This window comes from Pseudomonas sp. Z4-20 (assembly GCF_051131955.1).
GTDB classification, from domain to species: domain Bacteria; phylum Pseudomonadota; class Gammaproteobacteria; order Pseudomonadales; family Pseudomonadaceae; genus Aquipseudomonas; species Aquipseudomonas marvdashtae.
Window position 1 is genome coordinate 449,098 of sequence record NZ_CP071641.1, and the last position, 23,922, is coordinate 473,019.

18 protein-coding genes are annotated in these 23,922 nt (G+C 61.3%); 5 read left to right on the top strand and 13 right to left on the bottom strand.

Going from position 1 to position 23,922, the window contains the following annotated elements; genetic code table 11:
* Positions 1 to 142 precede the first annotated feature (142 nt).
* From J3P82_RS02210 to J3P82_RS02220, 3 genes are read left to right on the top strand one after another with little or no spacing between them, the layout of a single operon-like run.
* Positions 143 to 2,266 carry a putative bifunctional diguanylate cyclase/phosphodiesterase gene (locus tag J3P82_RS02210; protein ID WP_434560388.1) on the top strand — a complete coding sequence of 708 codons (2,124 nt, stop codon included), beginning with the start codon at positions 143 to 145 and terminating at the stop codon, positions 2,264 to 2,266.
* Positions 2,267 to 2,307: 41 nt separating this feature from the next.
* Complete coding sequence (locus tag J3P82_RS02215) at positions 2,308 to 2,811, top strand: M48 metallopeptidase family protein (protein ID WP_434560390.1); 504 nt, start codon at positions 2,308 to 2,310, stop codon at positions 2,809 to 2,811.
* A gap of 4 nt (positions 2,812 to 2,815) precedes the next feature.
* A complete protein-coding gene (locus J3P82_RS02220; protein WP_434560392.1) occupies positions 2,816 to 3,112 on the top strand; it encodes a winged helix-turn-helix domain-containing protein in 297 nt (98 codons plus the stop codon).
* 38 nt (positions 3,113 to 3,150) lie between these two features.
* On the opposite strand, the gene J3P82_RS02225 is transcribed toward J3P82_RS02220, so the two are convergent.
* Positions 3,151 to 3,603: a GNAT family N-acetyltransferase gene (locus tag J3P82_RS02225; protein WP_434560394.1), complete on the bottom strand. Its 453-nt coding sequence runs from the start codon at positions 3,601 to 3,603 to the stop codon at positions 3,151 to 3,153.
* 259 nt (positions 3,604 to 3,862) lie between these two features.
* Between J3P82_RS02225 and J3P82_RS02230 the strand changes: the two genes are divergently transcribed.
* Positions 3,863 to 4,600 carry a substrate-binding periplasmic protein gene (locus J3P82_RS02230; protein WP_434560396.1) on the top strand — a complete coding sequence of 246 codons (738 nt, stop codon included), beginning with the start codon at positions 3,863 to 3,865 and terminating at the stop codon, positions 4,598 to 4,600.
* Positions 4,601 to 4,689: 89 nt separating this feature from the next.
* Here the strand turns inward: J3P82_RS02230 and yccS are convergent, their stop codons facing one another.
* The 12 genes from yccS to J3P82_RS02290 all read right to left on the bottom strand — a co-directional run bounded on the left by yccS (position 4,690) and on the right by J3P82_RS02290 (position 21,758).
* The gene (gene yccS, locus J3P82_RS02235; RefSeq protein WP_434560398.1) at positions 4,690 to 6,861 is read right to left on the bottom strand and encodes a YccS family putative transporter; all 2,172 of its coding nucleotides are present in this window, start codon (positions 6,859 to 6,861) and stop codon (positions 4,690 to 4,692) included.
* A 145-nt stretch (positions 6,862 to 7,006) separates the two neighbouring features.
* Entirely contained in the window at positions 7,007 to 8,185 is a 1,179-nt protein-coding gene (locus J3P82_RS02240; RefSeq protein ID WP_434560400.1) for an NAD(P)/FAD-dependent oxidoreductase, read from the bottom strand.
* 182 nt (positions 8,186 to 8,367) lie between these two features.
* Entirely contained in the window at positions 8,368 to 9,705 is a 1,338-nt protein-coding gene (dbpA, locus tag J3P82_RS02245; RefSeq protein ID WP_434563668.1) for an ATP-dependent RNA helicase DbpA, read from the bottom strand.
* Between the two features lie 179 nt (positions 9,706 to 9,884).
* Positions 9,885 to 11,312 (bottom strand): multidrug transporter subunit MdtD, encoded by a 1,428-nt coding sequence (gene mdtD, locus J3P82_RS02250; RefSeq protein WP_434560402.1) that lies wholly within the window; start codon positions 11,310 to 11,312, stop codon positions 9,885 to 9,887.
* Between the two features lie 205 nt (positions 11,313 to 11,517).
* Positions 11,518 to 12,855, bottom strand: coding sequence for a TldD/PmbA family protein (locus J3P82_RS02255; RefSeq protein WP_434560404.1), 1,338 nt, complete (start codon positions 12,853 to 12,855; stop codon positions 11,518 to 11,520).
* Positions 12,855 to 14,297: a TldD/PmbA family protein gene (locus tag J3P82_RS02260; RefSeq protein WP_434560406.1), complete on the bottom strand. Its 1,443-nt coding sequence runs from the start codon at positions 14,295 to 14,297 to the stop codon at positions 12,855 to 12,857. The genes J3P82_RS02255 and J3P82_RS02260 overlap by 1 nt, the downstream gene beginning before the upstream one ends.
* Before the next feature lie 159 nt (positions 14,298 to 14,456).
* The gene (betA, locus tag J3P82_RS02265) at positions 14,457 to 16,160 is read right to left on the bottom strand and encodes a choline dehydrogenase (RefSeq protein WP_434560408.1); all 1,704 of its coding nucleotides are present in this window, start codon (positions 16,158 to 16,160) and stop codon (positions 14,457 to 14,459) included.
* 128 nt (positions 16,161 to 16,288) lie between these two features.
* Positions 16,289 to 17,761, bottom strand: a complete 1,473-nt coding sequence (betB, locus tag J3P82_RS02270; protein ID WP_434560410.1) for a betaine-aldehyde dehydrogenase — start codon at positions 17,759 to 17,761, stop codon at positions 16,289 to 16,291.
* 80 nt (positions 17,762 to 17,841) lie between these two features.
* Positions 17,842 to 18,462, bottom strand: coding sequence for a transcriptional regulator BetI (gene betI, locus J3P82_RS02275; RefSeq protein ID WP_434560412.1), 621 nt, complete (start codon positions 18,460 to 18,462; stop codon positions 17,842 to 17,844).
* Positions 18,463 to 18,723: 261 nt separating this feature from the next.
* Positions 18,724 to 19,902 carry a choline ABC transporter ATP-binding protein gene (gene choV, locus J3P82_RS02280; protein ID WP_434560414.1) on the bottom strand — a complete coding sequence of 393 codons (1,179 nt, stop codon included), beginning with the start codon at positions 19,900 to 19,902 and terminating at the stop codon, positions 18,724 to 18,726.
* Positions 19,899 to 20,744 (bottom strand): choline ABC transporter permease subunit, encoded by an 846-nt coding sequence (gene choW, locus J3P82_RS02285; RefSeq protein ID WP_186634273.1) that lies wholly within the window; start codon positions 20,742 to 20,744, stop codon positions 19,899 to 19,901. Before choW ends, choV begins: the two co-directional genes overlap by 4 nt.
* A gap of 66 nt (positions 20,745 to 20,810) precedes the next feature.
* Positions 20,811 to 21,758 (bottom strand): choline ABC transporter substrate-binding protein, encoded by a 948-nt coding sequence (locus J3P82_RS02290; RefSeq protein ID WP_434560416.1) that lies wholly within the window; start codon positions 21,756 to 21,758, stop codon positions 20,811 to 20,813.
* A gap of 433 nt (positions 21,759 to 22,191) precedes the next feature.
* On the opposite strand from J3P82_RS02290, the gene J3P82_RS02295 reads away from it, so the two are divergent.
* Entirely contained in the window at positions 22,192 to 23,568 is a 1,377-nt protein-coding gene (locus J3P82_RS02295) for an L-serine ammonia-lyase (RefSeq protein ID WP_434560418.1), read from the top strand.
* Positions 23,569 to 23,922 lie beyond the last annotated feature (354 nt).

The following is a 23,922-nucleotide window of genomic DNA, read 5'->3' on the forward strand; positions in this document are numbered from 1 at the left end:
GTTAGTCGGCTATTTCGGGCTTTGCCTGGATGATGGCGTGTTGACATCTACTGCTTTTCAGAAAGCCGGTCTAGAGTGAGATCACTGTATTTTGTCCGCCTTGCTCTATAAGGCAGGCATGGCGTCCGATAAGAGAAGCAGCATGGAATGCGCGCAACCCCCGTTTGGCGAAGACAGCTCTGTCCTGTTAATTGTTGATGATTACCCTGAAAACCTGCTCAGCATGCGAGCGTTGTTGCAGCGCCCGGATTGGCAGGTCATGACCGCAGCCTCCGGGGTCGAGGCCTTGAACCTGCTGCTTGAGCATGACATCGACCTGGTGCTGCTGGATGTGCAGATGCCGGACATGGACGGCTTCGAGGTGGCGCGCCTGATGCGCGGCAGCCAGCGAACGCGGCTTACGCCGATTATTTTCCTGACGGCCAATGAGCAATCCCAGGACGCGGTCATCAAGGGCTACGCCAATGGCGCGGTGGATTACCTGTTCAAGCCGTTCGACCCGCAAATCCTCAAGCCCAAGGTTCATGCCTTGCTGGAGCACCAGCGCAACCGTCGGGCCTTGCAGCGCCTGAGCCAGGATCTGGAAGCCGCCCGGGCCTTCAACGCCTCGGTACTGGACAACGCCGCCGAAGGCATCCTGGTAGTGGATGAGAGCGGGTGCATCCGTTTCGCCAACCCTTCCACGTGCCGTTTGCTCAACGCCACCGCCGACCTGTTGCAAGGAAGGGCGTTCTTGGATTTCCTGCAAAAACCCCACATTCCCGATTGGGTGGGTTCGCAGATCCATACGGCTTATCAGCGGGGCGAAACCTGGCGCCTGCACGACGCCGTGTTGCGCACCGCGCCCGGCCAGCAAGTGTCGGTGGCCTTGTCTTGCGCGCCGCTGTCTTCGGAACAAAAGGCCATGGTGGTGACGCTCCAAGACATGTCGGTGGTCCGCCATCTACATCAACAACTCGAATTCCAGGCTGTTACTGACCCGCTGACCGGTTTGCTCAACCGCAGGGGGTTTTATCAGACGGCGGAAAACCTGTTGATGCGCAGCGAACGGTCGGAGAGCAACTGGGTGCTGCTGTACCTGGACCTCGATGGCTTCAAGCGCGTCAATGATTCCCTGGGGCACGATGCCGGTGACCGGGTGTTGCGCTGGGTCTCGGAACAATTGAAAGCTTGCCTCCGTCCGTTCGATATCCTGGCGCGGCTTGGCGGTGACGAATTCACGGCCCTGCTGGATCTGGAAGTGCCCGAGCAAGCAGCCAAGATTGCCGAAAAGCTCATCGAGCGCGTCTCGGTCTGCCAGCAGATCGAAGGCATGGACGTGGCGTTGGGCGCCAGTATCGGTATTGCGACCTACCCGGACTGCGGCTCCAATCTGGATGGTTTGTTGCGCGCCTCCGACATCGCCATGTACGAAGCCAAGCGTGCCGGCCGTCAGCAATACCGTTTTTACGACCACGAAATGAACGGTCGAGCCCGCTCACGGTTGATGCTTGAAGAAAGCGTGCGCTCGGCAATCGAGAACCGTGACTTCAACATGGTCTATCAGCCGCAAGTGGACATTCATGACGGTCGGACCCGCGGGTTCGAGGCGCTGTTGCGCTGGCAACATCCGAGCGTCGGGGACGTGCCGCCGGGCTTGTTCCTGCCCTTGCTGGAGGAGGTGCGACTGATCAGTCGGCTTGGCAGTTGGATTTATCATCGCAGCGCGGCCCAGCGCAAAGTCTGGGAACGCTTTTTCGCCGATGACCTGGTGCTGGCGGTGAGCCTGAGCAGCACCCAGTTCGGCATGCCCAACCTGGTGACCGAACTGCGTCAGGTTCTGGAGCGCCATGCGTTGAAGCCTCGGCAATTGGAAGTCGAGGTGACCGAGGATGCACTGATGCGCAACCCGGACGAGACCCATAAGCAGTTGCGGCTGTTACGCCACTTGGGGGTGCGGGTCGCGCTGGACGATTTCGGTTCCGGCCCCTGCTCGCTGACGCATCTGCGCGACTTGGAACTCGATACGCTCAAGCTGGACCGGCATTTGATCGCCCGTTTGCCGGACTCGCCACGGGATGCCGCGCTGGCCGCCTCGGTGATCGATTTATGCATTCATCTAGGCTTGCGGGTGATCGCCGAGGGGGTCGAGACTCAGGCGCAATATCAGTGGCTCAAGGACCATGGCTGCGAATACGTGCAGGGCTTCCTCGTCGCGCGGCCCTTGATGGCCGAGGACACCGATGCCTTTGCCCGGCCGTTCGACTGGAGCGCGGTGCAGGCCTGAATTCGCTACACTGGCGGCCTCATTGATTGTGTTGCCGTCCGATGACCGTGCTCAAATACCTCCAGGCGTACCCCACCGCCCTGCAAGCCCAGGTGCAACAATTGATTGCCCAGGATCGACTGGGTGAATACCTGCGCGAGCGTTATCCCGGCCGCCATCCGATCCAGAGCGACAAGGCGTTGTACGGTTACGCGCTGGACCTCAAGCAGCAGTACCTGCGTAACGCCCCGGCAATCGACAAGGTGCTGTTCGACAATCGCCTCGACTTGACTCATCGCGCACTTGGCTTGCACACGGCGGTGTCGCGAGTGCAGGGCGGCAAGCTCAAGGCCAAGAAGGAAATTCGTATTGCTTCGCTGTTCAAGGACGCGGCGCCTGAATTCCTGAAGATGATCGTGGTGCACGAGTTGGCCCACTTCAAGGAGTCGGACCACAACAAGGCCTTCTACCAGCTGTGCGAGCACATGCTGCCGGGCTACCACCAAGTTGAATTCGACTTGCGGGTTTACCTCACCTGGCGGGATCTGCAACAAGACAAGGAATGACCGTATGGACGTCAGCAAGACCAAGAGCAGCTTCTACCGCCGCTTGTATGTGGCGTACCTGATCGACAGCGACACGGCCAGTAACATTCCCGCCCTCACCGAGTCCACCGGCATGCCCAGGCGCACCGCCCAGGATACTGTCGCGGCACTGGCTGACCTGGATATCACTTGCGAATTCGAGCAAGAGCAGGGCGCCCGGAACCATGCCGGGCGTTACCGGATTCGCGATTGGGGCGCTATTGATCGGCGGTGGATCGAGCAGAATCTGGATCGGATCAAAGCGGTGCTGGAGTATCCCTGAGGAATTGGCGGATGGCAGCGTTGGCGCCTTCGCGAGCCTTAAGGTCGATGCATGCCGATGTGTGGAATCCCGTCTTCCAGGTACTCGACACCTACCGCTTCAAACCCATACCGCCGGTAATACCCTTGCAGATGCGCCTGGGCCGACAATGAGATCGACGTCCCAGGCCAGTGCCTTTCGGCCTGCTTGAGGGCCTGCTCCATCAGTATGTGCCCCAGCCCCTGACCTCGGGCGTTGGGCGCGATGACGACCCGGCCAATCACCACATCGCTGTTCTGCGAATGGGGATCGAGCAAGCGAAGGTAGGCCACCAAGTGATTGTCCTGCCATGCCATCAAGTGGCAAGTATCACCCTCCAGATCCAGTCCGTCGACGTCCGGGTAGGCGCAGTTCTGTTCGACGACGAACACATCGGCACGCAGTTTCAGAATGGCGTAGAGCTGTTCCTTACTCAGGTCACTGTGATGTTTGCAGACCCATTCGATTTCCATTTTTGAATTTCCTTGAGAACTTGATGCCGATATTAGGCGCCCTGGCCTTGGATGTCTTTCTGCGGTTTGTCGGAAAATCTGTGACAAAGGCCAAAATGCCATCATCGATGTGTCGCGACCTTGTCTTCTTTGTGTAATCTTCAATCCAGCACTGCGCAGCGGCTTCGATAAGCTAACGTTAGGACCGGATATCCCAGGATATCCCTTGAGTATCGGGCTAAAAACAAACCGGGCTTTGAACCCGTCAAGGATGTTTGGCATGCCGCGATTGCATCGAGCTGTTGCTTTGGTCGGGTTGCTGTTGCTGAGCCACGACGCCTGCGCGCAAAAGCTGCGCTTGGTCGCCGATGCCTGGCCGCCCTTTACCGACTCGACGCTGGTCAACGGTGGCTTGGCGACCGATATTGTCACCACGGCGCTGGCGCGGGCGGGGTATGCCAGCGACTTCGAGCAGGTGCCCTGGGCCCGGGCAATGCTGGGTATCAGCGAAGGACGCTACGACGTGCTGATCAACGCCTGGTACGCCGAGGAGCGCACCCATGTGGGCCAGTTCTCGGCCGAATACCTGCGCAATCGCGTGCGCTTCATCAAGCGCAAGGACGCGGACATTGACTTCGATAACCTGCAGCAACTGTACGAATTTCCCATCGCGGTGGTACGCGGTTACGCCTATTCCAAAGCGTTCGATGAGGACGGGCAGGTGCAGAAAGTCCCTGTGCACAACTTTGCGATGGGCGTTCGCATGCTGGTCGCCGACCGGGTGAAGCTGACCCTGGAGGATGAATACGTCGCCCGTTATTACCTGAGTCGTGAATCCGCCAAGGTGCGTAATGCCGTGGAATTTCTACCCAAGCCGTTGAGTGAAAACAGCCTGCGTATCCTGGTCAGCCTGAAGAATCCCGAGCATGCGGAGATCGTTGCCGGGTTCGATCGGGAGATCGCGGCGATGAAAGCGGATGGAAGTTATCAGAAGTTATTGAAGGCGCACGGGATGTAGGGGTAAGAGCAGCTTCAAGCTTCAAGCTTCGAGCTGCAAGCAGGGCGCCACCAGCTTGACTTGCAGCTTGAGGCTTGAAGCTCGCCCCGTCAGGCCTTCATCAGGTGCGCTGCCAGTGTGCGCAAAGGTCCCAGTTGGCGGCAGATCAAACCCAGTTGTGTCTGCACCAGCCGCTGGCCCTCGTCGATTTCATCGGGCATCTGCTCCAGCTCACTGGCGAGGGCTTCTTCTTCGTCGCTCTGGATGGCAATCGGTTGCTTGCTCGCCAAGCCCTGGGCGATTTCATCGATGCTCGTCGCCAGCTTCACGCCCGCGCCGTTGATCAGTTGCTCGCGAACCTCCGCCGGTAACTCGGTGCCCCGGTGGGCGCCCAACCCCGACAGGTAGCTGAGCAGGGTGTGGGACAGCACCAGGAAGCGGAACCCCACATCGGCTTCCTTCCGGAAATGCCCCGGCTCCATCAACATGTTCGCCAGCGTGGTCGATAGCGCCGCGTCGGCGTTGTGGGCGTTGCGTCGGGCCAGGCGATAGGCCAGGTCGTCGCTTTTGCCCGCCGCGTACTGCTGCATGATCTGGCGCAGGTAGATGCTGTTGCAGGTCAGCGTGTTGGCCAGCACCTTGTTCAGCCGCCGGCCCTGCCAGTCCGGCAGGAACAGGAACACTGCCAGCCCGGCGATCAGACTGCCAAGCAAGGTATCGAACAGCCTTGGCAGCAGCAGCCCGTAGCCGTCTCCGACCTGGTTGAAGCAGAACAGCACCATGATGGTGATCGCCGCTGTCGCCAGGGTGTAGCGCGTGGTGCGGTTGGTAAAGAACACCACCCCGGCGGCAATGGCGAAGCATGACTGCACCAGCGGGGTGGGAAACAGGTCGAACAACGCCCAGGCCACCGTCAGGCCGATGGCGGTGCCGATGATCCGCTGGCCGAGCTTGCGCCGGGTGGCGCCGTAGTTGGGTTGGCAGACGAACAAGGTGGTGAGAATGATCCAATAGCCCTGGGATGGGTGGATCAGATGCACCATGGCGTAACCCACGCTCAGGGCCAGGGGCAAGCGCAGGGCATGACGGAACAGCAGCGAGGTGGGCGTCAGTTGAGTGCGCAAGCGCAGCCAGACGTCCTTGAGGTTGCGCGGCGAGCGGTCCAGCAGGCTGCTGTCGGTGGCGTCGGCCAGGGCGTCGGGGTTGCTTGCATCGCTGAGCAATCGGTCCATGGTGCCGAGGTTGACCGACAAGGCCCGCAACGATCGCAGCAAGCCGCGCCAGGCCGGGTTGCTCTGGATGCGCAGATGCTCGAGGGACGCGTGCAAATCGTTCAAGGCCTCGGCGAAGCTGTCGTCGTAGACGAACGGCTGGCGCAGCTGGATCGACTCCGCCAGTGCCTGGCAGGCCTTGCCTTGCTGGCGCAGCAGGCGTTGGCAGCGGAACAGCACGTCACTGTGGAAAAAAGCTTCGGCCAGCGCGTTGTAGGGGTAGTGGGAAGAACTGGCGCGTTCATGGATGTCCTGGGCGAGGAAGTACAGCTTGAGGTAGCGGCTGACTTTCGAGCCCGGCCGGCCATTACCGACGCGATGCAGGATGATTTCCTTGGCGTTGTTGAGCGCGGCGACCACGCGGCCATTCTGTTGGGCCAGTTCCAGGCGGCGGGCTTCGATATCCAGGTGACGGATCGGCTCAAGCAGCGATGACTTGAGTTTCAGGTAGCGTCCCAGCTCGCGGAACAACCGCGCCAGGCTCTGCTGCACCGGCTGGTTGGAAAACAACGCATGCCACAGCACCGAGAGCAGGCCATACCATGCGGCGCCGGCCACCAGCAGCAAGGGCTCATGCCAGAAATCGGTGACCGCGCCGCCGCGCTGATCCACGCCGATCATCGTATAGACGGAAAGAATCAGGGTGGCCGAGGCAATTGCGCCATAACGCTCGCCCAAGGCGCCGAGCATGGTCAGGCCAAAAGCCGCCAGGGCCAGGGCGACGATGAACAGGACTGGGTAGGGAAACAGCAACTCCACCGACAGCGCGGCGACAGTGAAACAGACCAATGTCACGGCCAGCGCATTGAGGCGGCCCTGCCAACTGTCGTCGGTCTCGGCCAGGGCGCTGGCGATGATGCCCAGGAACAGCGGGATCAGCAGCGCCATCTTATCCAGATACCAGCACAGCCCCATGCTGCCGGTCAGGGCGATGAACACCCGCACGCTATAACTGAATTTGTCCAACGCCCAGAGGCGACGCAAGGATTGGCTAAACGAGGTCGATGACATGAAGTGCAAGGGCCTGACGGACAATGACGCTAAATTGAGGCAGTAATGACGCCGATGCAATGGCGACGATCACTTGCGACAGCAAAAAGTGTTCCCGGAGGCAATGACGCACCTCGCCACAGAGGCAGGCTCAACACAGGTGGGATCAGACGTACTGCGCCGCCGCATAGCCGGAAGCCCAGGCCCATTGGAAATTGAATCCGCCCAGATGGCCGGTGACGTCCAGCACTTCACCAATGAAATACAGCCCTGGGCTTTTGAGCGATTCCATGGTCTTGGACGAGACTTCCCGCGTGTCGACGCCGCCCAAGGTGACTTCGGCGGTGCGATAGCCTTCGGTGCCGGCAGGGATCACGTTCCAGCTCGCCAGTTTCTCTGCGATGTCGGCCAGCTCCGAGTGGGTGTATTGCTTCATCGGTTTGGAGACGAACCAGGTATCGGCCAGCAGGTTGGCCATTTTTTTGGTGAACAGCTCGCTGAGCAGCGTCTTGAGTTCGCTGTTGGGGCGCTCGGCCTGTTGCTGTTGCAGCCATTGCGGCACGTCGTGGTCAGGCAGCAGGTTGATTTGCACCGTGTCGCCCGGCTCCCAGAACGACGAAATCTGCAAGATCGCTGGGCCGCTCAGGCCGCGATGGGTGAACAGGATGTTCTCGCGAAAACTCTGCTCGTTGCAGCTGACCAGGCAATCCACCGACGTGCCGGAAAGCTCGGTGCAAAGGGCCTTGAGCTGATCGGTGATGGTGAACGGCACCAGCCCGGCGCGGGTCGGCAGCAGCTCATGGCCAAACTGTTTCGCTACCTGATAACCGAAACCGGTGGCGCCCAGGGTTGGGATGGACAGCCCGCCGGTGGCAATCACCAGGGATGGGCAGCTGATGGTTCCAAGGGTGGTTTGCAACAAATAGCCGCTTTCGGCTTTTTCGATCTGTTGGACTGAGGTGTCCAGGTGCAAGCTCACGCCGGCCTGGCCACACTCGTCCAGCAGCATTGCGAGGATGTCGCTGGATTTGTTATCGCAGAACAACTGGCCGAGTTTTTTCTCGTGGTAGGGCACGCCGTGCTTGGCCACCAGTGCGATGAAATCCCACTGGGTGTAGCGGGCCAGGGCTGATTTGCAGAAATGCGGGTTCTGCGAGAGAAAATTGCCAGGCTCGGTGTACATGTTGGTGAAATTGCAGCGCCCACCGCCCGACATGAGGATTTTCTTGCCGGCCTTGTTGGCGTGGTCCAGCAACATCACCTGCCGCCCGCGCCCGGCGGCGGTCAGCGCGCACATCAACCCTGCGGCGCCAGCGCCAATGATCACGACTTCGGTAGAGCGCAAAACGGTGTCCTCACATTCAGATGAGTATGGAGCTTTTGTGGCGAGGGAGCTTGCTCCCGCTGGGCTGCGAGCAGCCCCGAACTGACGACACGGTGCATCTGGAATATCGCATCGCCTGGATTACGACTGCTGCGCAGCCGAGCGGGAGCAAGCTCCCTCGCCACAGGGTGAATCAACGGCAATCAGAGAATCCGCACCCGCAACGAGCGGCCCTTGATCTTGCCATCGTTCAGCCGCTGCAGCGCCTGTTTGGCGATCCCGCGTTCCACTGCCACGTAGGCCTGGAAATCGAAAATCGCGATCTTGCCGACCTGGGCGCCGGGAATGCCGGCGTCGCCGGTCAGGGCGCCGAGGATGTCGCCGGGGCGGACCTTGTCCTTGCGCCCGGCGCCGATGCACAGGGTGCTCATCGCTGGCAGCAACGGGGCGCCGCCCTGGGACTTGAGGTTGTCCAGTTGGTCCCAGCTCAGCGGAGATTTCTGCAACTGCTCGATGGCCTGGGCGCGGTGGGCTTCGGACGGCGCCACCAAGCTGATGGCGATGCCTTTCTCACCGGCGCGGCCAGTGCGGCCGACGCGGTGGATATGGATCTCCGAGTCCCGGGCCAGTTCGACGTTGATCACCATGTCCAGCGCGTCGATGTCCAGGCCGCGTGCGGCCACGTCGGTGGCGACCAGCACCGAGGTGCTGCGGTTGGCGAACATCGCCAGCACTTGGTCACGATCGCGCTGCTCCAAGTCGCCGTGCAGGCCGACGGCGGAGATGCCCTTGGACGTCAAGTGGTCAACGGTCTCCTGGACTTGCTGCTTGGTGAAGCAGAAGGCCACGCAGGAGGCTGGACGGAAATGCGCGAGCACCTTGACCACCGCGTCCATGCGCTCCTCCGGGGAGATCTCGTAGAAGCGCTGCTCGATCTGCGCGTCGGAGTGGAACGCCTCGGCCTTCACCTGCTGCGGGTTGCGCATGAACTTGGACGACAGTTGCTTGATGCCAACCGGGTAGGTGGCGGAGAACAGCAGGGTCTGGCGACGTTCCGGGGTCTGCAGGATGATGTCCTCGATGGCGTCGTAGAAACCCATGTCGAGCATGCGGTCGGCTTCGTCGAGGATCAGCGTGTTCAAGCCATCGAGCACCAGCGAGCCCTTGCGCAGATGCTGCTGGATACGCCCCGGCGTGCCGACAATGATGTGAGCGCCGTGTTCGAGGGAGGCGATCTGGGGGCCGAAGGAGACGCCGCCGCACAAGGTCAGGACCTTGATGTTGTCTTCGGCGCGGGCCAGGCGACGGATTTCCTTGGCGACCTGGTCGGCCAGCTCGCGAGTCGGGCACATCACCAGTGCCTGGCAGCCGAAGAACCGTGGGTTGATCGGGTTCAGCAGGCCGATGCCGAAGGCCGCGGTCTTGCCACTGCCGGTCTTGGCCTGGGCGATCAGGTCCATGCCCTTGAGAATCACCGGCAAGCTTTGCGCCTGGATCGGCGTCATCTGGGCATAACCGAGTGATTCGAGGTTAGCCAGCATGGCGGCGGACAGCGGCAAAGTATTAAAAGCGGTGGCAATGGTGGTCACGGGACTGGCCTGCAAAACAAAATGTCGCGCAGTGTAGCAGCCTCGTGCCACTTTCTTCGAACGTTCTGGACGAGCTGCGGCGCAGTTCCGAAGCGGACAGATTTCCCTGTGGCGATCTGGCTTTATCGAAGCTAGTGCTCGATATGCTCATCCGGCCGCTTCACCCGCCGTCCGTCTTCCCGTGACAACTGGGAGAAAATCGTCGCCGCCAGCATCGCCATGATCCCCACCGTCACGAACGTCAGTTGGAACGCACCCAATACCGTGTCCACGCCATCGTTGCCGACCTGGGCGGTAAAGCCGCCGAGCAAGGCGCCGGCGCAGGCTACGCCGAGGCTCAGGGACAATTGCGCCACCACCGACAGCAAGCTGTTGCCGCTGCTGGCGCTGGCGTCGTCCAGGTCGATCAGCGTCACGGTGTTCATCGCGGTGAATTGCAGCGAGTTGATCGCCCCCAACACCGCCAGTTGCGCCAGCAGCAGCCAGTACGGCGTCTGTTCGCTGACCAGGCCCATGCTCGCCAACATCACGCCCAGCGCCACGGTATTGCCGGTCAAGACGATGCGATAGCCCAGGCGTTCGATCAATGGCCGGGCCACGGACTTGGCTACCATCGCCGCCGCCGCCAGGGGCAACATGCTCATCCCGGCCTGGGACGGCGAATAGCCCAGCGCCACCTGTAGCAACAGCGGCACCAGAAACGGCAGGGCGCCGCTGCCCAGGCGCGCGAACAGGTTGCCGAGAATGCCCACGGCGAAGGTCCGGGTCTTGAACAGTGACGGTGGGAACAGGGCGTTCTCGACATGCCCGGCCCGCAACCAATACGCCGCCAGGCAAGCCATGCCGCCAAACAGCAGCAACATCACCCGCAGGTGCGGCAAGTGCAGTTCACCGAGGCCTTCCATGGCGATGGTGATCAGCACCATCGCCGCGCCGAACAACAGGAACCCCAGCCCATCGAACCGCGTGCGCTCGCTGCCGCGCAGGTCCGGAATGAATTTCCAGACGGCATAGCAGCCGATTACCCCCACCGGCAGGTTGATGATGAAAATCCAGTGCCACGTCAGGTACTCGACCATCCAGCCACCCATGGTCGGGCCGATCAGCGGGCCGAGCAGGCCGGGGATGGTGATGAAACCCATGATCCGCACCAGCTCCGAACGCGGGTACGCCCGTAGAACTACCAGCCTGCCCACCGGCAGCATCAGCGCGCCACCCAGGCCCTGGACGACCCGGGCGCCGATCAGCATGCTCAACGAATTGGACAAGGCGCACAGCAACGAGCCGAAGCTGAACAGCAGGATCGCGCCGAAGAAAATCTTCTTGGTGCCAAAGCGGTCGGCGATCCAGCCCGAGGCCGGGATCAGCAGGGCCACCGTGAGCATGTAGGCGATGATCACGCCTTGCATGCGCAGCGGGTTCTCCGCCAGGTCGCTGGCCATGGCAGGCAGGGCGGTGTTGAGGATGGTCCCGTCCAGGGACTGCATGAAGAAAGCAATCGCCACGACCCACGGAAGCCAGCGGGCGGTGACGGCGTCGAGTGGGGCGCGGTTGGGCATGGGACCTCTTGCATTAAAATTGAACAATTACCTGTGGCAAGGACGCTCTTGTGGCGAGGGAGCTTGCTCCCGCTGGGGGGGCGAAGCACCCCCAACCGGCCAACACGGTATGCCTGAAAGATCGCGTCGCCTGGATTACGACTGCTTCGCAGCCGAGCGGGAGCAAGCTCCCTCGCCACAGGAGGGTGAAGCCATCTTCTTGGTGCTACAACGTCAACGTCAAGCGCTTCACCAACGCCCCCGGCAACAACATCGAGGCCGTCGCCCGCTGGCTGTAGGTACTGGCCGAGAGAAGAAGTTCCCGCTCCTGGGTCAGGCCTTCGAGTTGCGAACCGAGCAGGCTGTAGACGCTGTCGTCGAAACGCATGGTGCTGACCGGTGCCTGGATCTGGCCGTTCTCGACCCAAAACGTGGCGAAGCGGGTCATGCCGGTCAGGCGCGCGGCCGGTTGGTCGGAATAATTCAGATACCACAGGTTACTGATGTACAAGCCAGTGCCGAGTTCCTCAAGCACATGCCTTTGCTCCAAGTGACCTTCTTTCATTTCCAGCGCTGTCGGGTATTCGTAGCTGCTGGCGCCGTTGGCGGTGACGCCGTATTCGGCGGCGCTGCGGGAATTGACCAACCGGGCATTGGCCGTGCCCTTGGCAATCAGCGCCAGGTCATCGCGTGGATAGCCTTCGTCGGAAAATGCCGGGCTCAAGGAGCCGCTGACCTGCTCCGTCAGCCACACGTTGGGGCTGAAGTTGGCTTCGTTGGCATAGAACTTCTGCAGCGGGCTTTGCTTGCTGGCGATTGCCCGCGCCGAGAACCCACCCCAACTGAGCATGCCCATGATTTCCTCCAGCGCAGCCGGCGCCAGGTAGGCGCGGTACTCGCCAGGCGGCAGCGTGCGCAGTGGCCGGCCAAGAAACGTCAATTGTTCGCGGGCTTGCTCGAAGCGCCGGGCGAATTCCTCACTGCTCCATGCGTGTCCGGCATAGCTTGCCTTTACGGCCTGGCCGTTGTCATGAAACAAGCTGAAGTCGAAATTGAAGCTGTTGGCCTGATGCCAGCCAAATGCCCCCGAGGAACTGGCGAAGCCACGGCTGATGGGGCCGGCGGCGTAAAAACCGACCAGGTCCAGGCCTTCGGCGGCGCGGGTGATTTCAGCGACGGCCTGCGCGGTCTCGGGCAGCGAATGATCCTGCACATTGTTGCTCTGCCAGTGATTGTGATTGAGCAGCAGGTAGGGATCGGCTGGCAGCAGAGGCAAGGTGTCGCGCAATTGTTGCAAGCCCTCGGCCAAGCGTTGCAGGTCGGTCTCGGTGTCGCCGGACAAGGTGATCTGCAAGTCGGCATGACGGCCCTCGTCGATCAACTTGAGACTGACGTTGGCCTGCTGCACCTGTCCGGCCTGGCGAACCTTGCCGTGGTTGAAACGCACGAAAGCCGAGGATTCGGCGGCATAGCCCAGGGTGAATTGTTCAGGGCCGTGCAACGCATTGCGCAACCAATCGACCAACGCCTTGAACGCCCCAGACTCATTTGTGATCGTACTCATCAGGCGTCTCCCCCAAACACATCGATATTGCTGAATACACAGGCCGGCGACGCGTGGCCGACGCGGATCACCTGGTTCGGCTCGCCCTTGCCACAATTTGGCGTGCCCAGGACTTGCGACGTGCTGGCATCGCCCACCGCCTTCAGGCTCTTCCAGAATTGCGCGGAGATGCCTCGGTAGTTGGGGTTCTTCACCACGCCCTTGAGCTCGCCGTTCTCGATCAATTGGCCCCATTCGCAGCCGAACTGGAATTTGTTGCGAGCGTCGTCGATCGACCAGGAGCGGTTGGTCCGCATCAGCACACCGTGCTCGATGCCCTGAATCAATTGCTCCAGGGTCTGGTCGCCGGGCTCGATGTTCAGGTTCGCCATGCGGTCGATGGGCGGCCGATTCCAACCGCAGGCGCGGCTGTTGGCGACACCGTCGAGGCCGGCGCGAAACTGCGACAACGCGCCGCCCAAGGGTCGCAGCAACAGGCCTTCTCGAATCAGGAACTGCTTGCTCGCGGCGGTGCCGTCGTCGTCATGGCTGTAACTGGCCAGTTCTTCGGGAATGTCCGGGTCGAAGGTCACGTTCAGCAGATTGGAGCCGTATTGCAGCTGTCCAAAATCGCTGGTCTTGACGAAGCTGGTGCCGGCGTAATTGCGCTCGTCCCCCAGGATGCGATCCAGTTCCAGCGGATGACCGATGGATTCATGGATCTGCAGCATCATCTGGTCGGGCATGAGCAGCAGGTCGCGCGGCCCTTGCGGGGTGTTCGGCGCCATCAGCAGTTGCAGCGCCTGGCCGGCGATTTTCGGGCCGGCACCGATCAGGCCGCAGCGGCGGATGACATCGAAGCCGCCTTGCTGGCCGAAGTTCTCGCGGCCCAAGGTTCGGGTCTGGCTGTCTTGCCCGTCGAAAGCGGTCACGTCCAAAGCCGGGTAAATGTAACGCTGGGCCTGGCGCAGTTCGGCACCGGCACTGTTGAGGTAGATCTGTTCGACCTGGGTCAGGCCAATGCTCACTTGCCAGTTCACCAGGCGCTCGTCCGCCGGCACTGCCGCCGACTCGTCGCCAAGCAACTGGAAGCAATCGCCCAGTGGAGGGAAGGCCTGGTCGAAATGAGGAGAGAAATAATCGGCGCGGTCGCTGGACACCGATTGCTCGCGCAAGTCGAGCAAGGCGTGGGGCTTGAGCTGGCGGGCCTGTTGCTCGGCCCGTGCCAGCGCCGCTTGCAGACCGGCCTGGGACAAGTCGTTGGTGGCCGCATAAGCCTCGACGCCGTTGACTCGCGCGGTGAGCATCGCGCCTTCGTCGCGGCTCAGGCTGGGCGGTTCGGCGACATTCTTGCGCACCGACAGGTGCTGGCCGGACTCGCGGACATAACGCAAGGAGAAGAACTCGGCGCCCGTGCGCAGCGCAGCAAACCGCTGCTTGAGCTGGGGGTGGAAATCGAACATGGAACCTCCTTGTCTGGAGTGGCGGTGCAGCGAGGTGTGGCGCGTTGACGCGGCGGCTCTAGAGTAGGCCTGGGGCTGGGAGGGATCAAGGCAGAAGGGAACAAAGACGGGGGAGCCTGGATGCCATCGCGAGCAGGCTCGCGATGGCGGTCAAGCATCTTACTGCGCGCCGGGCGCCACTTCACGCAATGGCTTGCCGCGCACCGGCGCATCGCCCGCCACGTAATAAGGTGCGGCACTGCGCGGCAGGGGCTGGCGACCGCGAATCTTGTCGGCGATTTTCTCGGCGATCATGATCGTCGGGGCGTTCAGGTTGCCAGTGGTGATGATCGGCATGATCGAAGCATCGACTACGCGCAATCCCTGCATGCCATGCACACGGCCTTCGCCATCCACCACTGCCATGTCGTCGGTGCCCATCTTGCACGAGCAGGACGGATGGAACGCGGTTTCGGCGTGTTCGCGGATGAACTGGTCCAGTTGCTCGTCCGTCTGCACTTCGATGCCCGGACTGATCTCGCGACCACGGAACGGGTCGAGCGCCGGTTGCTGCATGATCTCGCGGGTCAGGCGGATGCCATCGCGAAACTCCTGCCAATCCTGCTCGGTGGCCATGTAGTTGAACAGGATGCTCGGGTGCTGGCGCGGGTCCTTGGACTTGGCCTGGATCCGTCCTCGGCTCGGCGAGCGCATGGAGCCCATGTGCGCCTGGAAACCGTGTTCCTTCACACCGTTGCTGCCGTTGTAGTTAATCGCCACCGGTAGGAAATGGTACTGGATGTTCGGCCATTCAAAATCAGGACGGGAGCGGATGAAACCGCCGGCCTCGAACTGGTTGCTGGCGCCGATCCCGGTGCCGTTGAACAGCCATTCGGCACCAATGGCCGGCTGGTTGTACCAGAGCAGCGACGGGTACAGCGAAACCGGCTGGGTGCAGGCGTATTGAAGGTACAGCTCAAGGTGATCCTGCAGGTTTTCACCGACGCCCGGCAGGTCGTGGACCACCGGGATGTCGAGGCTTTCGAGCAATTTTGCCGGACCGACGCCGGAGCGCTGCAGGATCTGCGGCGAGGCGATGGCGCCGGAGCACAGCAGCACTTCCTTGCGCGCCCGGGCTTCGACGCGCTCCTCAGCGGCGCCCACCAGGTAACGCACGCCGACCGCGCGTTTGCCTTCGAACAGGATCTTGTCGGTCAGGGCGTGGGTGACGATGGTCAGTGTGGAGCGCTTCTTGGCGATGTCCAGGTAACCGCGCGCGGTGCTGGCGCGGCGGCCGTTGGGCGTCACGGTGCGGTCCATCGGGCCGAAACCTTCCTGCTGGTAGCCGTTGAGGTCGTCGGTACGCGGGTAACCGGCTTGCACGCCGGCCTCGACCATGGCGTGGAACAGCGGGTTATTGCCGGGCTTGGGCGTGGTCACGCTGACCGGGCCTTCGCCGCCGTGGTAGTCGTTCGGGCCGATGTCGCGGGTTTCGGCTTTACGGAAATATGGCAGGCAATCCAGGTAGGTCCAGTCTTCCAGACCCGGCAGCTTGGCCCAGTTGTCATAGTCCAAGGCGTTGCCGCGGATGTAGCACATGCCATTGATCAGCGAAGAACCGCCCAGGCCCTTGCCGCGACCGCATTCCATGCGGCGGCCGTTCATGTGTGGCTCCGGATCGGTCTCGTAGGCCCAGTTGTAGCGGCGGCCTTGCAGCGGGAATGCCAGGGCGGCGGGCATTTGCGTGCGAAAGTCCAGGCGATAGTCCGGGCCGCCGGCTTCGAGCAGCAGGACGCTCACGCCTTCGTCTTCGGTCAGGCGGGTGGCTAATGTGTTGCCTGCTGAACCGGCGCCCACAATGATGTAGTCGTATTCTGTAGTCATAGGTTCTCCGGGGAGCTGCAAGCTCCAAGCTTCAAGCTGCAAGAAAAAGCAGCGAGCGGTGTATATGAGAGCAACGGCAAACCCGAACTGCTTTTACTCGCAGCTCGAAGCTTTCCGCTCGAAGCTCCTCAGAACACTGAGGCGTAATCGCCCATTTCGACCTGTACCGATTTGATGCGGGTGAAGTTGTTCAGCGAGCTGATGCCGTTCTCCCGGCCCACGCCCGATTGCTTGTAGCCACCGACCGGCATTTCCGCCGCCGATTCGCCCCAGGCGTTGATCCAGCAGATGCCGGCTTCGAGCTGGTGGATCACCCGGTGGGCGCGGTTCAGGTCGCGGGTCACGACGCCGGCGGCCAGGCCGAAGTCGGTGTCGTTGGCGCGGCGGATCACTTCTTCTTCGGTGTCATAGGTGAGGATGCTCATCACCGGGCCGAAGATTTCTTCGCGCACGATGGTCATCTCATCGGTGCAATCGGTGAATACGGTCGGCGCGACGAATGCGCCCTTGGCCAGGTCGCCATCGGTCAAGCGACCGCCGCCGCACAGCAGGCGCGCGCCTTCGGCTTTGCCTTTCTCGATGTAGCCCAGCACGCTTTCCATGTGGGCGAAGCTCACCAGCGGGCCGAAATTGGTGTTTTCGTCTTCCGGATTGCCGATGCGGATGCGCGCCACGCGTTCGGTGATCTTGGCTTCGAAGGCAGCCTTCAGGTGGCTCGGCACGAACACGCGAGTACCGTTGGTGCACACCTGGCCGGAGCTGTAGAAGTTGGCCATCATCGCGGTGTCGGCGGCGCGATCCAGGTCGGCGTCGTCGAAGATGATCAGCGGCGACTTGCCGCCCAGCTCCATCGTCACGTCCTTGAGCGATGAGCTCGACGCGCTGGCCATGACTTTCTTGCCGGTGTCGGTGCCGCCGGTGAAGGAGATTTTCTCGATGCGCGGGTGCTCGGTCAGCCAGGTGCCGACTTCGCGGCCGCTGCCGGTGAGTACGTTGAACACGCCTGCTGGGACGCCGGCTTCGGTGTAGATCTCGGCCAGTTTCAGGGTGGTCAGGGAGGTGACTTCGCTTGGCTTGAAAATCATTGCGTTGCCAGCGGCCAGGGCCGGTGCGGATTTCCACAGGGCGATCTGGATCGGGTAGTTCCACGCGCCGATGCCGGCCACCACGCCCAGGGGCTCGCGGCGGGTGTAGACGAACGACGTGGTGCGCAGCGGAACCTGCTCGCCTTCAATGGCAGGCACCAGGCCAGCGTAGTATTCCAGCACGTCGGCGCCTGTGACGATGTCGACGTATTTGGTTTCGGAGAAGGACTTGCCAGTGTCCAGGGTTTCCAGGGCCGCCAGCTCATCGTTGCGCTCGCGCAGGATGTCCACGGCGCGGCGCAGGATGCGCGAACGCTGCATGGCGGTCATCGCCGCCCAGATTTTCTGGCCCTTTTCGGCGCTGACCACGGCGCGTTCGACATCTTCTTTCGTCGCGCGCTGCACCAGGGCGAGTACTTCACCGTTGGCCGGGTTGATGGCTTCGAAGGTGGCGTCGCCGCTGGCATCGCTGTACGCGCCATCGATGTAGAGTTTTTGCAGTTCGAAACGGGCCATAAAGTCCTCGCAAGTGCATAAGTGGTTGGCTTGGCCACCGGGCGTGTCGTTTATAGCTGACTACGCGGTTCGGTGGCGGTTCAGGAGTCGAGCCGTTCTCCGTGCTCTGGTTCTCCTGCCTTGGCCAGTTGGAAATCCATGTATTCGTAAGCGATCTGGTGTGCCTGGGCGGTATCGAACGCGTCTCCCGACAGCGCTCCGCGCAGCCACAAACCGTCAACCAGCGCGGCCAGGCCCCGTGCCGCGCTGCGTGCCTGGTCAACGGGCAACACGCGGCGGAACTGGCAACACAGGTTCGAATACAGACGGTGATCGTTGATCCGCTGCAACCTGTGCAAAGACGGGTGGTGCATGCTGGTGGCCCAGAAGGCCAGCCAGGTTTTCATCGCCGGGCCGTTGACCTGGCTGGCGTCGAAGTTGCCTTCGATGATCACCTTCAGGTGAGATCGCGGGCTCGGGTCCGTCAGCGCTTGACGCCGCGCGGTGACGTTCTCGCTCAAGACGCTCATCAGGTACTGGGCCGTAGCTGCAATCAGGCCATTCTTGTCCTGAAAGTAGTGACTGATGATGCCGTTGGAAACACCGGCCAAACGGGCAATCAGCGCAATGCTGGCGTCCCCCATTCCGACCTGATCGACAGCCTGCAAAGTGGCTTCGATCAATTGCTGGCGGCGGATGGGTTGCATACCGACCTTGGGCATCTAGCACATCTCCTTAGGCCCACAGACAGACGAGTGCAGTCCGCCATGGTGAGGGCCAGTCTATTTTGTTTTGATTGAACGTTCAATCAACAAAAAATAAATTCTATGACATGTCGTCGCTATTTGCCGGGGCGAGGACTTTTGGGGATGTCTTTATAACACTCGTTGGTTGGCATGTAGGCCGAATGCGCCTGGTAGCTGGTCTTGCACACACAAAAACGCCGCGATCATCTCGCGGCGTTTTGGTGTGCGTGGGCTTGCTTAGCCCAGGTTTTTGCCGAGCAGCGCGTGGTACAGCTCGCTGTCGCCCAGGATTCCGACGACTTTCTGGTTATCGTGGAGCACCAGTTTGTTGCCGGTCTGGTAGCGGATTTGCAACGCGTCGCGCATGCCGATGTTGGAGTCCACCAGGGTCGGGCGGCGGTCGAGGCCTTCGACGGCTTGGCCCGGCGCCCAGTTTTGCAGATCCAAGGCCGCGCCGTTCTGCCGGGCGCCCTTGATGGTGTTGCCTTCGGCCAGATCGAGCCAGGAATCGCCGCCCGGGTCCAGGCACACCGAACCGTTGATGCGCTTGCAGTTGTCCAGGGTACGCATCAGGCTGCGACCGCACAGGACGTTGAGCGGGTTGGTGTGGGCGACGAACGTACGCACATAGTCGTCCGCCGGGTTCAGCACGATCTGTTCCGGCTTGCTGTACTGGATGATCCGGCCGTCTTTCATGATCGCGATACGGCTGCCCAGTTTCAGGGCTTCGTCCAGGTCATGGCTGACGAATACGATGGTCTTGCTCAGCTTGCGCTGCAGTTCCAGCAGTTCGTCTTGCAGGCCTTGGCGAATCAGCGGGTCGAGGGCCGAGAAGGGCTCGTCCATCAGCAGAATGTCGGCGTCCATCGCCAGGGCGCGGGCCAGGCCGACCCGTTGCTGCATGCCGCCGGACAATTCGTCGGGCTTCTTGTTGCGCCATTGGGTCAGACCCACCAACTCAAGCTTTTCATCCACCAGCTTCCTGCGTTCCTTCTCCGGTCGACCCTGCATTTCCAAGCCGAAGCTGATGTTCTCGCGCACCGTCAGCCAGGGCATCAGGGCGAACTTCTGGAACACCATGGCGATGCGTTTGGTGCGCATCATCTTCAGTTCTGCGGGGGTGCAGGAGGCGATGTCGATCTGCCGGCCTTCGTGTTCGACGAACAGCTTGCCGCGACTCACCGTGTTCAAGCCGTTGATGCAGCGCAGTAGGCTCGACTTGCCGGAGCCGGAGAGCCCCATCAGTACGCAGATCTCACCTTTTTCGACATCCAGGCTGGCCTTTTCCACGCCGACGATCTGCCCGGTCTGCTTCAGGATTTCGTTGCGGGTCATGCCCTTGTCGAGCAGCTTGAGGGCTTCGCGTGGATCTTTGGAGAAGATCACGTCGACCTCTTCGAAGCGGATTATGCTCATGCGTCACCCCCTACTTTGGCGTCGGGTTGTTTGCAGATTCGGTCGAGCATGATCGCCAGCAATACGATCGCCAGGCCGGCTTCGAAGCCCAGGGCGATATCGGCGGTGTTCAGTGCGTTGACCACGGGTTTGCCCAGGCCGTCGGCACCGACCAGCGCCGCGATGACCACCATCGACAGCGACAGCATGATGCATTGGGTGATACCGGCGGCAATGCTCGGCATGGCATGGGGCAATTCAATGCGTGAGAGGAGTTGGCGACGGGAGCAGCCGAAGGCTTTGCCGGCGTCCATCAGTTCGTCCGGAACGTCGCGGATGCCCAGGTAGGTCAGGCGGATGGGCGCGGCAATCGCGAACACCACCGTGGAGATCAGGCCGGGGACCACACCCAGGCCGAAGAGGGTCAGGGTAGGAATGAGGTAGACGAAGGTCGGCACGGTCTGCATCAGATCGAGTACCGGACGCATCATGGTGTAGAACATCGGCTTGTGCGCGGCAACAATGCCCAGCGGCACGCCGATCAATACGCAGACCAGGGTCGCGAACAGTACCTGGGCGAGGGTTTCCATGGTCTCCTGCCAGTAGCCCAGGTTCAGGATCAGCAGGAAGGAGGCGACGACAAAAACGGTCAGGCCCCATTTGCGCTGGATGAAATGCGCCAGCAAGGCGATGAGGCCGATCAGGGCCAGGGGGTTGAACCAGGTCAGCGCAAACGTCACGCCGTGAATCATCGTTTCCAGAAACATCGCGATGGCGTCGAAAGTGTCGGCGCCGTTTTGCGTCAACCATTCGACAAAGCCCGCGATGTACTGGCCCAAGGGTATTTTCTGATCAATAAGCATGGTAGTGAACTTCCGCATGCAAGGAATAAACAGCCCGGGCGGGCGAACCCGTCCGGCATAAGCTTGTTACTGCGCGAGCTTGGCTTTCACGGCCTCCAGGCCAGGCTTGCCGTCAATGGTGGTGACGCCGGCGAGCCAGGTGTCGAGCACCTGTGGATTTTTCTTCAGCCAGGCCTTGGCGGCGGCTTCAGGCTTCATCTTGTCGTCCAGGACGTTGCCCATCAGCGTGCTTTCCATGTCGAGGGTGAAGACCAGGTTTTTCAGCAACTGACCGACGTTGCCGCACTCCTGGGCGTAGCCCTTGCGCGTGTTGGTATAGATGGTTGCCTGGCCGAAGTTCGGACCGAAGAATTCATCGCCACCGGTGAGGTATTTCATCTTGAAGCGGGTGTTCATCGGGTGCGGTTCCCAGCCCAGGAACACCACGGCGGTGTTACGGCGCTGGGCGCGATCGACCTGAGATAGCATGCCGGCTTCGCTGGATTCGACGACCTTGAAGCCAGCGTCCTTGAGACCGAAGGCGTTCTTGTCGATCATGCTCTGGATCAAGCGGTTGCCGTCGTTGCCAGGTTCGATGCCGTAGATCTTGCCGTCCAGTTCCTTCTTGAACTTGGCGATGTCGGCGAAATCCTTCAGGCCCTTGTTAAAAAGCTCTTCGGGAACAGCCAGGGTGTACTTGGCGTTCTCCAGGTTGGCGCGCACGGTTTCCACGGTGCCGGCTTCGCGGTAGGCCTTGATGTCGTTTTCCATGGTCGGCATCCAGTTGCCGAGGAAGACGTCCATGTTCTTGCCGTCGGCCAGGGATTTGTAAGTCACTGGCACGGAAATCATCGTGGTCTTGGTCTTGTAGCCGAGGGCGTCGAGGACGACGCTGGTGGTAGCGGTGGTGACGGTGATGTCGGTCCAGCCGACATCGGAGAAGTTGACGGTGCTGCACTGTGCGGGTTCTGCAGCGTTGGCCAGCATCGGAAGACTCAGCATGGCGGCCAACAACAACGGCTTGGAACCTTTCATGGGTGGACTCCTGGTGTTTTATCGGCAGTGTCCGGTCGGGACAACCGCGCTTTTTTGCTTTTTTTAAGTTGCGGTTGGTGGCGCGTGGGCACTCTGGGTGACACGCGGCCTTGCAAACGAGCCGTAACCGATCATGTACCAGTGCAAATCTGACGCCTACAGGGTGCGTCGTATCCAGTACAGGGAGGGTCGCATCCAGTGTTGGTGACGTCGTTTACAGATTTTTTCTGCCCTCGGCTGGCTTCTGACACGCAAAAAAACGTCGTTAACCCGGGCAAAAGGGCCGCGGCGCTGGTGGGCATGATTGCGTCGGTGTCAGACGTCGAAAGCCGATTCAAAAGCCGGATGATGCGGCCATCCCGGCGTTGAGCGTAGCAGCTGCGCCACCGGGCGCTCCCGCGCCCGGATGTGCCCGTTCTGGAGATCCAAGGCAATGGCCATCAGCGTATTCGACTTGTTCAAGATTGGTATCGGCCCGTCCAGTTCCCACACCGTGGGGCCCATGCGCGCCGCAGCGTTGTTTGTCGAAGCACTTCGGGCCAAGGCGCTGCTGCACGATGTGCGCCGGGTCGAGGTGCAATTGTTCGGTTCCCTGTCGGCCACCGGCATCGGTCACGGCAGCGACAACGCGGTGATCATGGGTCTGATGGGCGAATGGCCCGATGCAATCGATCCGTCGCAAATCGGCACGCGCATCCAGTTGTTGCGCGAAACCCAGACCCTTTTGCTGGACGGCCGCCTGCCGGTGCCTTTCGTCTGGGACCGCGACATGCGCCTGATCGATGAAAACCTGCCGTTCCACCCCAACGCGATGACGTTGGTGGCCGAAGGTGAAAGCGGCGAACTGCATCGGGACACCTATTATTCCGTGGGCGGCGGTTTTGTCGTCGACCAGGCCCAGGCGTCCAGCGGCGTGGTGGATCTGGATGACACCCGGTTGCCTTACGATTTTTCCAGTGCCGAAGAACTGCTCGGCCTGTGTCGCACGCACAATCTGCGGGTGGCCGAATTGATGATGGCGAATGAGAAAGTCTGGCGTTCCGAGGAAGAAATCCGCAGCGGCTTGATGAAACTCTGGCGGGCCATGCAGGATTGCGTCGAGCAAGGCCTCAAGCATGAAGGCATCCTGCCTGGCGGTCTGAATGTACGTCGGCGCGCGGCAAAGCTGCACCGCAGCCTGCAGGAACTGAACAAACCGAACGTGATCGGCTCGACCTTGAGCGCCATGGAATGGGTCAACCTGTTTGCCTTGGCCGTAAACGAAGAGAACGCCGCCGGTGGGCGAATGGTCACGGCACCGACCAATGGCGCGGCAGGGATCATTCCCGCCGTGCTGCATTACTTCATGAAATTCAGTGAAGTGGTGACCGATGCCAACGTCGTGGATTACTTCCTTGCGGCAGCGGCGGTGGGGATCCTGTGCAAGAAGAACGCTTCGATCTCCGGCGCCGAAGTCGGCTGCCAGGGCGAAGTCGGCTCGGCCTGCGCCATGGCGGCGGCGGGGCTGGCGGAAATCCTCGGAGCGACGCCGGAGCAGCTGTGCAACGCCGCGGAAATCGGCCTGGAGCATAACCTTGGCCTGACCTGCGACCCGGTCGGCGGCCTGGTTCAGGTGCCGTGCATCGAGCGCAATGCGATTGCCGCAGTGAAAGCCATCAACGCCGCGCAAATGGCCCTGCGCGGTGACGGCCAGCATTTTATCTCCCTCGACCGAGTGATCCGCACCATGCGCGACACCGGTGCCGACATGCATGACAAATATAAAGAGACATCGCGCGGTGGCTTGGCGGTGAGTGCGGTGGAGTGCTGATCCAACGCTCCCTCGCCACGGATGAATGAAACCGCTCGTTAAATGAACACCGATCCACAAACACGCCACCTTTTAGCGCGTCGCAAACAGATAAGGCGTGACTTATTGGTCACGCCTTTGTCCGCCGCGCTACCGTCCGTCCCCGCGCTGGTGGTGACAACCGCCGCGAAAACCCCGCAGCCCAGTAACCACAAGTGCTACCGAACTGCTCACAGCCCACCGTGGCGCTTGCCTGGCGCCATTGATGGCACTTCAACCTCGCCCCGACGAGCGCCTTATATAGACAGGCGCCATGTCGTTTTCAGGATTTATTGAACACGCATTCAAATTTAGGCATGGCAATTGCTCTATCCC